The organism is Agrobacterium sp. GW821-FHT02D03 (assembly GCF_059421725.1).
The window spans coordinates 946622-958707 of record NZ_JBWKVN010000002.1; the positions used below are offsets into that span (position 1 = coordinate 946622).

Below are 12086 nucleotides of genomic sequence, written 5' to 3' on the forward strand. Positions count from 1 at the left end.
TACTCTACGTCTCAGGCACTTTCTCAAGCACATTGGAGATGCCTGAGGCTGCGGGACTGACTGTACCCTACAGCATCGGCCAGAAAATCAGGCTCGATTTTCTGGCCGATGCGTCGATTCAAATAGGTAAGGCGTCCTTCGTGCGCTCCAAAGGACGCGCGGCGCTTCAGAAATCCCAGTCCTCATCCTCTGTGGCGACTGCTTTGCCGATGACATAGGAAGAGCCGGAGCCGGAGAAGAAGTCGTGGTTCTCGTCGGCATTGGGTGACAGCGCCGAAAGGATGGCCGGATTGACCTTGCAGGCCTCCGGCGGAAACAGTGCCTCGTAGCCGAGATTCATCAGCGCCTTGTTGGCATTGTAGTGCAGGAACTTCTTGACGTCCTCGGTCAGGCCGACGCCGTCGTAAAGCGCTTCGGTGTATCGCGCTTCATTGTCATAAAGCTCAAGCAGCAGATCAAAGGCGAAATCCTTGATCTCCTGGCGCGCCGCCTCTGGCAACCGTTCGAGCGCGCGCTGGAACTTATAGCCGATATAGTACCCGTGCACCGCCTCGTCGCGAATGATGAGGCGGATCATGTCTGCCGTATTGGTGAGCTTGGCCCGGCTCGACCAGTACATCGGCAGATAAAAGCCCGAATAGAACAGGAAGCTTTCAAGGAAGACAGACGCTACCTTTTTCTTCAATGGATCGTCAGAGGCATATTGCTCCAGGATCAGGGACGATTTGCGCTGGAGGAACTCGTTTTCTTCCGACCATCGATAAGCATCGTCCACATCGGGCGTAGAGCACAGCGTCGAGAAGATCGACGAATAGGAGCGGGCATGCACGGCCTCCATGAAGGAGATGTTGGAAAGCACCGCCTCTTCATGCGGTGTCGCCACATCTTCCATCAGGCGGACTGACCCGACGCCGTTCTGGATCGTGTCGAGCAGTGTCAGTCCGGTGAAGACGCGGATCGTCAATTGCTGCTCTTCGGCCTTCAGCGTTGCCCAGGACGGGATGTCGTTGGAGAGCGGCACCTTTTCCGGCAGCCAGAAATTGCCCGTCAGTCTGTTCCACACCTCGAGGTCCTTATCGTCCTCAAGGCGGTTCCAGTTGATCGCGCGGATCGCGGTGGCAGCCTTTGGCGCCGTGGTCTTCAGTTGGATGTTCATGGTTGTTACCGAATGATCAGAGGGCGCAGGAGACGCAACCTTGCACTTCCGTGCCGGTCAGCGCCATTTGGCGAAGGCGGATGTAGTAGATCGTCTTGATGCCCTTCTTCCAGGCATAGATCTGGGCGCGGTTGATATCGCGTGTCGTGGCGGTGTCGCGGAAGAACAGGGTCAGCGACAATCCCTGATCCACGTGCTGCGTGGCGGCCGCATAGGTATCGATGATCTTCTCAGGCCCGATCTCGTAGGCGTCCTGGTAGTATTCGAGATTGTCGTTGGTCATGAAGGCAGCCGGATAATAGACGCGGCCGATCTTGCCTTCCTTGCGGATTTCGATCTTCGAGACGATCGGGTGGATGGAGGAGGTCGAGTGGTTGATATAGGAAATCGAGCCGGTCGGCGGCACCGCCTGGAGATTCTGATTGTACAGCCCACCCTCCATCACAGCCTGCTTGAGTACCAGCCAGTCTTCCTGTGTCGGGATGTGAATGCCGGCCCTTTCGAACAGATCGGCAACGCGCGGCGTTGACGGCTTCCATTCCTGTTGCGTGTATTTGTCGAAGTAGTCGCCGCTCGCATATTTGGACTGTTCGAAGCCCTTGAAGCGCTGACCACGCTCTACTGCCAGGCGATTGGAAGCCTTCAGTGCGTGATAGGTCACCGTGTAGAAATAGATATTGGTGAAATCCACGCCTTCTTCGGAGCCATAGAAAATCCGCTCGCGTGCCAGATAGCCATGCAGGTTCATCTGGCCGAGGCCGATCGCGTGGCTCTCTGCGTTGCCCTTGGCGATGGATGGCACGGAGGCGATATGGCTCATGTCCGAGACGGCCGTCAAAGCGCGGATTGCGGTCTCGACCGTCCTGCCGAAATCGTCCGAATCCATCGCCGCTGCGATGTTGAGCGAGCCAAGGTTACAGGAAATATCCTTCCCCGTCGTTTCATAGGACAGGTCGGCCTCATAGGTGCTGGCTTCACTGACCTGAAGAATTTCCGAGCAGAGATTGCTCATGGTGATGCGCCCAGCAATCGGGTTCTCGCGGTTCACCGTGTCCTCGAACATGATGTAGGGATAGCCGCTTTCGAACTGGATTTCGGCCAGCACCTGAAAGAACTCGCGCGCCTTTATCTTCTTTTTGCGGATCCGGCTGTCGGCGACCATCTCCCGGTATTTTTCCGTCACCGAAATTTCGCTGAAGGCAACGCCATAGATGCGTTCCACATCATAGGGTGAGAACAGGTACATATCCTCATTGTTCTTGGCGAGTTCGAAGGTGATATCCGGAACGACGACGCCGAGCGACAGCGTCTTGATGCGGATTTTCTCGTCGGCATTTTCGCGCTTGGTGTCGAGGAAACGCATGATGTCGGGGTGATGGGCATTGAGATAGACGGCGCCTGCACCCTGGCGCGCGCCAAGCTGGTTGGCGTAGGAGAAGGAATCCTCCAGGAGCTTCATCACCGGAATGACACCGGAGGACTGGTTTTCGATCTGTTTGATCGGCGCACCGGCTTCACGAAGATTGGTCAGTGAAAGGGCCACCCCGCCGCCGCGCTTCGAGAGCTGCAATGCCGAGTTGATGCCGCGGGCGATCGACTCCATATTGTCTTCCATGCGCAGCAGGAAGCATGACACGAGCTCTCCGCGCTGCTTCTTGCCCGCATTGAGAAAAGTCGGAGTTGCCGGCTGGAAGCGGCCGGAGATCATCTCATCCACCAGGCCGCGCGCCAGTGTCTCGTCGCCGCGCGCCAGCGTCAGCGCCACCATACAGACGCGGTCCTCGTACCGCTCCAGATACCGTTTTCCGTCGAAGGTTTTCAGCGTATAGGACGTGTAGTATTTGAAAGCCCCGAGGAATGTCGGGAAGCGGAATTTCTTCGCATAGGCATGGTCGAAGAGATCGCGGACGAAGTTGAAGGCGTACTGGTCCAGCACTACCTGCTCGTAATAGCCTTCACTCAAAAGATAATCGAGCTTTTCGCGCAGATTGTGAAAGAACACCGTGTTCTGGTTCACGTGCTGAAGAAAGTACTGGCGCGCTGCCAGCCTGTCCCTGTCCAGCTGAATCCGGCCATCCTCATCGTAAAGGTTCAGCATCGCATTCAGTGCATGGTAATCCAGCACTGCTGCGTCCGACTGCTTCAGGGGCCTCTCGAGTGTCAACGTGTCCAAAATCGTTCCAATCCCTGTCTGACATTGACGACGTCCTCACCCGTCCCCATCAGCTCGAAGCGATAGAGATAGGGCACGCCGCATTTGGCGGAGATGATGTCGCCGGCGATCCCGAAGGTCGCGCCGAAATTGCTATTGCCCGCAGCAATCACGCCGCGAAGGTTTGCTCGATTATTCGCATCGTTGAGGAAGCGAATGACCTGTTTGGGAACCGCGCCCTTGCCGTTCTCGCCGCTATAGGTCGGGACGATGAGGACGAACGGGCTTGGAACATGCAGAGTCACAGCAGCGCTGATCGGGATGCGGCGGGCGGGGGTGTCGAGCTTGGCCACGAAGCGATGCGTGTTTTCCGAGCGCGTCGAGAAGTAGACGATCTCCCCCGCCATAGTCTGCGTCACGATGCAAGCGTGCTGATCATGTCGGGCCGAAAGCCCCCCCAATGCGTCTCGCCGGCAATCACGACTGGCACTTGACGATAACCAAGACCGAGCACCCGCTCATAGGCTTGCTCGTCAGTCGAGACATCGACGATCGTATAGTCGAGACCCTGACGATCGAGCGCGCGGGTGGTCGCAGTGCATTGAACGCAAGCGGGTTTGCTGTAGACGGTGATGCTCATCTTGATCCTCGTTCGAAAAAAGGCATGGGAAATCGCTCTCGCGCCGTGAAGCGCGTGACGGTTTAAAAACAGGGTTAAACGCAAAGCCGTGGTCTGCCGGACACTGCTGTCGCATAGCTAGATAGCAAAAGCGCTGAACGCTTTTGTGCACCATGCCTCAGACGCCGGTTACTCCAACGGATAAAAGACTGAACTCGTAATCATAGGACTTCACCCCGAAGTGGCTCTACGCGAAGGCATGGGGGAAGCGAGACGCACAGGGTCATCCCGTACGCATTCGCGACCTTCCGGGCACCCCGCCGGTGGACGTATTGACTCAAGGCAGGTCTCCTGGCTCGCGGGTCGTCACATTCATCTCGCCTTCCCGAAACCTTATGTTTCAGTGGCTGCTGAGAGAATGCTCGCCGCTTACAGTTGCGGGGGCAGCTGCGGCATTGCTCCACCATTGCTGGCTTCGCGCACCGTATTCCCATCTTCGCTCCCGACAGAATCGGAAGAACCTTGAATACCAGATATAGTAGGCATTTCGTTCAATGCGTCAATAGGCTGTTGCAACGACGCGAACTGGGCTGATCTTGATATCAACAGGAAAAATGCCGACACCATAATATGAAGCAAACGGTCTTGTTTTGTACAAGGAGAGGTGATTATAGGCGCAGGCATTGTGCGGCGGGAGCCGCGTTCAACGGGATTTCGGGTGATGATGAAGCGTCTTTTTGCGGCTGTGGGATTTTGTGCATTTGCAGGGTTTGCAGCAAACCCGGCGACGGCTGCGACGACCTATCCTCTGGCGATCGAAAACTGCGGCGCCACGGTCACCTTCAGCAAGGCACCTGAGCGTGCCGTGGCACTTGGTCAGAACAGTGCAGAGATCATGTTGCTGCTTGGCCTTCAGGACAAGATGGTTGGCACTGCCTTCTGGCCGAACAAGGTTCTGCCGCAGGTCGCCGAGGCAAACGCCAAGGTCAAGGTTCTGACCGTCGAGTTTCCGACCTTCGAATCCATCCTGGCACAGAACCCGGACTTTGTGACCGCCGCTTTGCCGACGCTCGTCGGCCCCACCAGCAAGGTGGCGAAGCGCGAAGATTTCGACAAGCTTGGCATCTCCACCTATCTTTCGCCCAGCATGTGCGCGCTGGACGACATGTCCAAAGACAAGTCCGGTTATGGCAATCGCTCCAAACTCTGGAACATGGAGACGCTGTATAAGGAGATCGATGATCTCTCGCAGATTTTTGACGTGGCCGACAAGGGTCAGGCCGTCATCGCCGACCTGAAGAAGCGCGAAGCTGCATTGCGTGCTGATGCGCCGAAGGATGGCAAGAAGCTTTCCTATGTCTTCTGGTTCTCCAGCCCGTCGCCGTCGGCTGACGCCTATCTCGGCGGCAAGAACAGCCCATCGGGCTATATCGCCGATCTGTTGGGCGGCACCAATGCCATTACCACCGAAACCGAATCTCCGGCCATTGGTTGGGAAACGATCATTGCCGCCAATCCCGACGTGATCGTCGTGACGCAGGTCGACCGCAATCGCTGGGAACTCGACAAGGCAGATGCCAAGATCAAGTTCCTGAATAGCGACCCTGCCACCAGCCAGATGAATGCAGTCAAGAATAAGGCGCTTGTCATCATGCCGGCGCAGGCGATGAACCCGAGCGTTCAGACGATCTACGGCGCCGAGCAGATTGCTCAGCAGTTGAAGACCCTCGGCCTGAAGTGAGTTCGGTGGCGGCAAAGGATCGATCGGGTAGCGGGATGCGACGGCTTGTTGCCTCCGTAGCGCTCTATCTTGCCTGCTTCGCGACGATTGCCCTCGTGGTCGGGATCAGTGTCGGGATTGGCGATTTGCCAATTCCGCTCTCGACCACCTATGCCGCCATCACCAACAAGCTCGGCTGGACGTCGGTCGAGATCAGCCGCATCCATGAGGCAGTGATCTGGGAATACAGGCTGAGCCGCGCGCTCGTGGCCGTCTTCTGCGGCGCGGGCCTCGCCATGTGCGGGGCCATCATGCAGGCCATGCTGCGCAATCCGCTGGCTGAGCCCTATGTTCTCGGCATTTCCGCTGGCGCCTCGACCGGTGCCGTAGCCGTCGTCATTCTCGGGATCGGTGCCGGCGCGGTGTCGCTGTCTCTGGGTGCCTTCTTCGGCGCCTTTGCGGCATTCTTCCTGGTTGCCATTCTGTCCAATGGGGCGCGCGGTGGCGCAGACAGAACGATCTTGGCGGGTGTTGCAGCCGCTCAGCTTTTTAATGCCGCCACATCCTATGTGGTCACCACTTCCGGCAATGCCCAGCAGGCCCGCGACGTGATGTTCTGGCTTCTCGGCAGCTTCGGTGGCGTGCGTTGGCCGGATGTCGGTCTCGTGTCCATCGTCGTCGGTCTCGGTCTGATCTGCTGCCTGTTCCATGCGCGCGTGCTGGATGCCTTTGCCTTCGGCGATGAGGCGGCCGCCTCACTCGGTGTCAATGTCGGGCGCACGCGCATCATTCTCTTTGCGCTGACCGCAGTCATCACCGCCACCATCGTCAGTATGGTGGGGACGATCGGCTTTGTCGGTCTCGTGGTTCCGCATGCAGCACGTTTCGTCGTCGGGCCGCTGCACGCACGGCTCTTGCCGGCCTGCGCCATCACCGGGGCGATCTTCATGGTGCTCGCCGATATCGCCTCGCGCACGCTTGTGCCGCAGCAGGTTCTGCCCATCGGCGTGGTGACGGCTCTGGTCGGAGTGCCGTTCTTCTCCGTCATCCTTTACAGGCTGCAACGCGCGTCATGAGTATCACAGCGGACAATCTGGTGTGGAAGGTCGGCGCAAAGACGATCTTGGATGGCATTTCCTTCACGGTCGAACCCGGCAAGATGCTTGGACTTCTCGGCCCGAATGGCTCCGGCAAGACATCGCTGCTTCGCCTGCTCAGTGGGTTGAAGAAACCCCATTCAGGCCAGGTGCTGCTGGACGGCAAGGATATCAAGACGATCCGCCGCAAGTCTCTTGCACAGCGTATCGCCTTCATCGAGCAGCACGCCACGACGAACGTCAATCTGAAGGTCATCGACGTCGTCAAGCTGGGACGCTTTCCCCACAAGTCAATGTTCTCCGGCTGGACGCGGGAAGACGATGCGGCTGTGAATGAAGCGCTTGAGCGCACAGAGATGACCGCCAAACGCAACGATGCCTGGCAGAGCCTCTCGGGCGGTGAGAAGCAGCGTGCTCATCTTGCCCGCGCCTTGGCGCAGTCGCCGAAGGAACTCATTCTCGATGAGCCCACCAATCATCTGGATGTCCACCATCAGATCAGCCTTTTGCGTCTCGTGTCTCAGCTTCCGGTCACCAGCATCATCGCGCTCCACGATCTCAACCATGCTGCCATGTACTGCGATCACCTGATCGTGCTGCAGACCGGCAAGATCGTGGCGTCAGGAACGCCGGAGGAGGTGATGACGCAGGATCTCTTGCGGGACGTCTTTTCGGTTGAAGCCGTCGTCGAGGCCTCACGCTTCCACGCCAAGCCACATATCCAGTTTCTTCGATAGAACATCGCGTTTGAATGTGTGGCAGCAACCACCCATCTACGGTCCAGGGACACTTGTGAAAACCATCAGCGAAAACCAGACGCTTGGCATTGGCCTTCGGGTTCTCTCGGGATTTCTTTTTGCAGCCATGTCGATCTGCATCAAGGCGACCTCGGGTGAGGTGCCTGTCGGCCAGATCGTCTTCTTCCGCTCGGCATTTGCGCTGATCCCGCTCGTGATCTTTCTATGGTGGCGCAACGAATTTCCGCGTGGGTTAGCGACGCGACGCCCTTTTGGCCATTTGCTGCGCTCCAGTCTTGGGGCTGCTGCGATGTTTGCGTCCTTTGCCTCCATTGCGCGCCTGCCCCTGGCGGAGGCAACGCTTCTCACCTACCTCTCGCCGACCTTCACCAGTGTTGCTGGTGTGGTGCTTCTCTCCGAACGGCTGACCAAGTGGCGTGTGGGTGGTGTGCTTTTCGGGCTTGCCGGGGTGGTGACGCTGGTGTGGCCAGAGATCGGTCACGGCGTCATGGATGACGCGCGAATGTGGGGTTATATCCTCGGTCTACTGATGGGGGTGCTGACCTCCTTCGCCCTGATCATGGTGCGCAGTCTCAGCAGAACGGAACATCCGGGCGCGATCGCCTTCTACTTCGTCATTGCCTCGATGATTGGCGGTCTCTTCACCGTGCCTTTCGGCTGGGTGATGCCGGACCCCATAGGTTTCTCACTTCTCATTCTCGCCGGCCTTTTCGGTGGCTTTGCGCATATCGCCATGACGATGGCCTTTCGACACGCCGAAGCATCCTTGCTGGCGCCCTTCGAATATCTTGCGATCCTCTGGCCGATTCTGGCGGACTTGCTGATCTTCAGGTCGCCGCTCTCCAGCACTTTCATCACCGCCCTGCCGCTGATCCTCGTCGGTGCAGCGCTGGCTGCCATGGAAGGAAGGCGCAGGCGCCCTCAATCATAGATTGCGCTCTGCCATTTTGCGTTATGGACTCTGATCGAGGGCGTGCGGTGAAGGCTGCTGCGGTCGCATGTCATTATCGCAAAACCGCGGCACGGTTTTGCTTGGACCGTGCTCTAATACCAGCGCTAGAGGGGCTCTTTTCCCCGTTAGTGATCCTGCCATAAAAGATACTTCGAACCGTCAGATTCCCGTTCCGTTCCTTAAGTTTTCTCTAATTCAACCGCTGTGTGTACGCTGGCGTACAGCAACGATGACCTTCCCCCTGCATTATGACCTTCATCAACGGAGGGGAATATGGACATGCAAAACGCCAGCACCGCATCCGAATTGGTTGTCACGGAAGACCAGCTCGCCGAATTGAGAATGGGCATCGCCGATCTCAGCCCGGCGCTTTCTGCTTTCGCCCGCCGTTTTGTTCGTACGGAAGGAGAGGTTGATGATCTCGTCCAGGAAACGATTCTAAGGGCGCTTCGCGCCGTCCACCGGTTCACGCCTGGGACAGCGTTGAAGTCGTGGCTGTTCACCATTATGCGCAACACATTCTGCACCCGTTATAAGGTCGCTCAGCGCGAACGCATCGGCCTGCCTGCGGGTGTGGAGAAAATGATGTCCACGCCCCCGAGCCAAGAATGGCGCCTCGAACATCAACAGGTCATGCGTGCTATAGGCGATCTGGATTCTGACCAGAAGAAGGCTCTGCTCTTAATCGCGGACGGTACCAGCTACTCCGACGCTGCGGATCTATGCGGCTGCCGTATCGGCACCATCAAGAGCCGTGTCAGCCGCGCTCGCGAAGCTCTGCGCCGCGACCTTTATTAAAACATCTGATCAGCGCGTTTGACATGGCCCATCCCTGCACGTCGGGGATGGGATAAGAGTTCGTTCATGTTTCCGGCCATGCTCATAAAGCGCCGCCCGCGTATCGGTGCAGATAGGTACTGTCTTCTCCCGTCCGCATGAGTCAATACCGGGGCGAAGTGCGAGACTCCAGACCGCGCAGTGTGAAGAAGCGAAGCTCGCCTCATCCATGGACTGAGCCACCTGTCTCCAATGAGGTATCTGGCGGTTGCCGCCGACATCCTTGGAAACACGGACATTGTTAGACACCTTACCCCTCCTTCGTGCCGCCACATCCTCAGTGGATATTCGTCACATGAATAGGACGGCTGGCAGGGAGCGCGCTCTGTACGGTAGATGACATTGTATTGCTCAAAGGTTTCAACTGTTTAGTGTCCCTCAAACGTCCTGTGGACGATCGAAGGGAATGACGACTTCAATGGATACCGAACAGAACTCTGTACGCAACAAACTGTTGAAAGCTCTGCGTCCGGATGATTACGAACTGCTGCGGCCGAGCATGCAGATCGTCAAGCTTAACGTCCATGAAGTGATAGAGCAGCCGCATGTCCCCATCGAACGGGTCATTTTTTTCGAAACGGGTCTCGCTTCCGCCATCGGTCATCTGTCTAGTGGGAAAAGCATCGAGGTTGGGCTGACAGGTCGTGAAGGCATGTCGGGCTCCGCCATCGTACTCGGCAGTACAGAAGCAACGCACCGCACGCTTGTTCAAGTGGGCGGCTACGGGATCGCCGTTTCGTCTTCCGCTATCGTCGACGCCATGAGAGTCAGCGATACCTTGCGTGATGTATTCCTGACCTACATCCACACATTGCTCACTCAGACTGCGTCGACGGTCGTCGCCAATGGTCTATCAAAACTCGACAAACGTCTCGCGCGCTGGTTGCTGATGATCCATGACCGGATCGATGGCGCAACGGTGGCGATGACCCACGAGTTCCTTGCCCTTGTTCTTGGAGTGAGACGTCCTGGCGTTACTGTCGCGCTTCATATTCTTGAAGGAAAAGGCCTGATCCGGGCCTCCCGGGGGCAGATTACCATCATCAATCGGCAAGGGCTGGAGTTGGAAGCCGGTGGCTCATATGGCCAAGCAGAGAGCGAATACAATCGCCTCATGACCGATATACTCGCAAGGCAAGTATCTTAGTACCACATTGCTTTTACGCTGATGCAGACTACTTGTACTAAAATGAGACAAACTGCTGGTTTCACGGAAATGTGACGTCATTTTTCCCCTATATTAGACCTCAATTATATATAGATGTTTCAAAACAGCATCCTCTAATATACACTCTTAAATGGCATCTTTGATGCTGATGTGGAGTGAGTATCGTGTGTGAGGAGGAAAAATCATGACAAGACTGAGTAGTGTTTTGTTGGTGAGCGCATGTCTGGCGCTTCCGATCAATGCGCATGCCTTGGACGTCAGTGTGGGCGGAGTTAGCGCAAGTGTCGGCGGCAATGGTAGCGGCGGCTTGGGTGTCGGTGCTTCTGTCGGAGGAAGCGGCGGGATCAATGCTGGAGCCAGCGTCGGAGGTCGTTCGGGAGGTGGCCTTGGCGCAGATGTCAACGCTTCGGTGGGCGGAAGCAGAGGCGTGAACGCCAATACCAGTGCGACGGTCGGAGGCCGGAGCATTGCAAATGCGAACGTGAACGCGTCAGTCGGCGGAAGCCGCGGATTGAATGCCAAGGCAAATACCACAATCGGCGGGGCCAAAGCGCTTGACGTCGATCTTGACGTTGGCGTCGGTACCGGTCTTGGAAGACCCAACCCTGGAACCATCAATCCTGGCACCAACCCGTCACTGCCGGCCAACGGCATGATCCGTGCCTACAACGATATGTCGCGCACGGAGCAGCTTCGCCTAGCGAAGCGTTGCGTCGATATAATGAGGGGCGGCTATGAGGCAGATCTCGTGAAGCTCTGTCGGATCATCCGCACCGCCTCGCGGTAAAGCAAAGTCGCGAAAGGGGCCGTCCGCAATCGAGGCGGCCCCCGCGCTCTTGCTCAACCCGCAGAGCGGGTATCGGCCGTCGTAGGGCGCAAAAGTGCCGAGGCGCGAAAGCGGGCAAAGACCCGGTCATGCTCTTCCTCGGACAGGCCGTAAATATCGCCGGCATATTCTTCCAGGGCGTCCCGATTGCGAATGGTGATCTTGGCTCTTTCGGAGCGAATGAACCCCCTGCCTTCAAGAAAATGCAGGGCATCTGTCACGCTCGGTCGCCGGACTGCCAGCATCAGCGACAAAAATTCGTGGGTCAGATGAAGCTGGTTGCCGCCCACCCGGTTGTGGCAGACGAGTATCCACCGGGCCAGCCGTTGGCTGACGGGCTGCGTGGTATTGGATAGCAAGGTGCACTCGATCTGGGTGCGCAGCGCATGCGATGCGCAGGTCAGCAGTTGCTCAAGAATTCGATGACGATTGCGCAGAGCCTGGAACGCGGTGATTTCCAAAACTATCGCCTGCCCTGGGACCTGCATGATGACTTGCGTAAAGCTCGTCTCCGCATCGACCAATGCGCCTGACGGCACATAACCTTCCCGCCCGACAATGCCGGATTCCGTCACCTTGCCGGAGCGCGATTGAACGAGGACCGAGGCGATGCCGCTACAGACGAAAAAGACCTTCTCAATCTTCTCGCCTGCTTTGATGAGGATTTCGCCGGCAGGCAGATCGACAGCCACGGCACGCCTCAGGAGCTCTGAGCGAATGTCATCCGGCAGGAACGAGATCAATTGGTTCTGGCCTGCAAGTTTCTCGTGTTCCTCAATCATTCTGCTTCCTCTCGCGGCA

The 12086-nt window shown here is 57.4% G+C and carries 12 protein-coding genes and 1 riboswitch; of the genes, 7 read left to right on the forward strand and 5 right to left on the reverse strand.

Annotated features, from left to right (window positions below; translation table 11 throughout):
- Positions 1-166 precede the first annotated feature (166 nt).
- Genes nrdF through nrdH form a run of 4 tightly spaced genes read right to left on the reverse strand, consistent with a single transcriptional unit; the run spans position 167 to position 3948 of the window.
- Positions 167-1156: a class 1b ribonucleoside-diphosphate reductase subunit beta gene (gene nrdF / locus AC07U5_RS17735; RefSeq protein ID WP_111847315.1), complete on the reverse strand. Its 990-nt coding sequence runs from the start codon at positions 1154-1156 to the stop codon at positions 167-169.
- A 16-nt stretch (positions 1157-1172) separates the two neighbouring features.
- Complete coding sequence (gene nrdE, locus AC07U5_RS17740) at positions 1173-3329, reverse strand: class 1b ribonucleoside-diphosphate reductase subunit alpha (RefSeq protein WP_111847316.1); 2157 nt, start codon at positions 3327-3329, stop codon at positions 1173-1175.
- Positions 3317-3715, reverse strand: coding sequence for a class Ib ribonucleoside-diphosphate reductase assembly flavoprotein NrdI (gene nrdI, locus AC07U5_RS17745; protein ID WP_111847317.1), 399 nt, complete (start codon positions 3713-3715; stop codon positions 3317-3319). The genes nrdE and nrdI overlap by 13 nt, the downstream gene beginning before the upstream one ends.
- A gap of 8 nt (positions 3716-3723) precedes the next feature.
- Complete coding sequence (nrdH, locus tag AC07U5_RS17750; RefSeq protein ID WP_062423697.1) at positions 3724-3948, reverse strand: glutaredoxin-like protein NrdH; 225 nt, start codon at positions 3946-3948, stop codon at positions 3724-3726.
- A gap of 303 nt (positions 3949-4251) precedes the next feature.
- Positions 4252-4467, reverse strand: a riboswitch (cobalamin riboswitch).
- Between the two features lie 181 nt (positions 4468-4648).
- On the opposite strand from nrdH, the gene AC07U5_RS17755 reads away from it, so the two are divergent.
- The 7 genes from AC07U5_RS17755 to AC07U5_RS17785 all read left to right on the forward strand — a co-directional run bounded on the left by AC07U5_RS17755 (position 4649) and on the right by AC07U5_RS17785 (position 11246).
- Positions 4649-5668, forward strand: a complete 1020-nt coding sequence (locus tag AC07U5_RS17755) for an ABC transporter substrate-binding protein (RefSeq protein ID WP_494723799.1) — start codon at positions 4649-4651, stop codon at positions 5666-5668.
- A 35-nt stretch (positions 5669-5703) separates the two neighbouring features.
- Positions 5704-6723 carry a FecCD family ABC transporter permease gene (locus AC07U5_RS17760; RefSeq protein ID WP_494723800.1) on the forward strand — a complete coding sequence of 340 codons (1020 nt, stop codon included), beginning with the start codon at positions 5704-5706 and terminating at the stop codon, positions 6721-6723.
- A complete protein-coding gene (locus AC07U5_RS17765; protein WP_494723801.1) occupies positions 6720-7481 on the forward strand; it encodes an ABC transporter ATP-binding protein in 762 nt (253 codons plus the stop codon). The genes AC07U5_RS17760 and AC07U5_RS17765 overlap by 4 nt, the downstream gene beginning before the upstream one ends.
- A gap of 55 nt (positions 7482-7536) precedes the next feature.
- Complete coding sequence (locus tag AC07U5_RS17770) at positions 7537-8433, forward strand: DMT family transporter (RefSeq protein WP_494723802.1); 897 nt, start codon at positions 7537-7539, stop codon at positions 8431-8433.
- Between the two features lie 300 nt (positions 8434-8733).
- Complete coding sequence (locus tag AC07U5_RS17775; RefSeq protein WP_062424532.1) at positions 8734-9252, forward strand: sigma-70 family RNA polymerase sigma factor; 519 nt, start codon at positions 8734-8736, stop codon at positions 9250-9252.
- A gap of 457 nt (positions 9253-9709) precedes the next feature.
- Positions 9710-10438 carry a Crp/Fnr family transcriptional regulator gene (locus tag AC07U5_RS17780; RefSeq protein ID WP_494723803.1) on the forward strand — a complete coding sequence of 243 codons (729 nt, stop codon included), beginning with the start codon at positions 9710-9712 and terminating at the stop codon, positions 10436-10438.
- A gap of 205 nt (positions 10439-10643) precedes the next feature.
- Entirely contained in the window at positions 10644-11246 is a 603-nt protein-coding gene (locus tag AC07U5_RS17785) for a hypothetical protein (protein ID WP_113261430.1), read from the forward strand.
- A gap of 53 nt (positions 11247-11299) precedes the next feature.
- On the opposite strand, the gene AC07U5_RS17790 is transcribed toward AC07U5_RS17785, so the two are convergent.
- Positions 11300-12067 carry a Crp/Fnr family transcriptional regulator gene (locus AC07U5_RS17790; protein ID WP_494723804.1) on the reverse strand — a complete coding sequence of 256 codons (768 nt, stop codon included), beginning with the start codon at positions 12065-12067 and terminating at the stop codon, positions 11300-11302.
- Positions 12068-12086: the final 19 nt, after the last annotated feature.

Coding starts and splice junctions, on each gene's coding strand:
- nrdF (WP_111847315.1), bottom strand. CDS start 1,156: ATGAACATCCAACTGAAGACCACGGCGCCAAAGGCTGCCACCGCGATC.
- nrdI (WP_111847317.1), bottom strand. CDS start 3,715: ATGGCGGGGGAGATCGTCTACTTCTCGACGCGCTCGGAAAACACGCAT.
- nrdH (WP_062423697.1), bottom strand. CDS start 3,948: ATGAGCATCACCGTCTACAGCAAACCCGCTTGCGTTCAATGCACTGCG.
- AC07U5_RS17755 (WP_494723799.1), top strand. CDS start 4,649: ATGATGAAGCGTCTTTTTGCGGCTGTGGGATTTTGTGCATTTGCAGGG.
- AC07U5_RS17760 (WP_494723800.1), top strand. CDS start 5,704: ATGCGACGGCTTGTTGCCTCCGTAGCGCTCTATCTTGCCTGCTTCGCG.
- AC07U5_RS17765 (WP_494723801.1), top strand. CDS start 6,720: ATGAGTATCACAGCGGACAATCTGGTGTGGAAGGTCGGCGCAAAGACG.
- AC07U5_RS17775 (WP_062424532.1), top strand. CDS start 8,734: ATGCAAAACGCCAGCACCGCATCCGAATTGGTTGTCACGGAAGACCAG.
- AC07U5_RS17780 (WP_494723803.1), top strand. CDS start 9,710: ATGGATACCGAACAGAACTCTGTACGCAACAAACTGTTGAAAGCTCTG.
- AC07U5_RS17785 (WP_113261430.1), top strand. CDS start 10,644: ATGACAAGACTGAGTAGTGTTTTGTTGGTGAGCGCATGTCTGGCGCTT.
- AC07U5_RS17790 (WP_494723804.1), bottom strand. CDS start 12,067: ATGATTGAGGAACACGAGAAACTTGCAGGCCAGAACCAATTGATCTCG.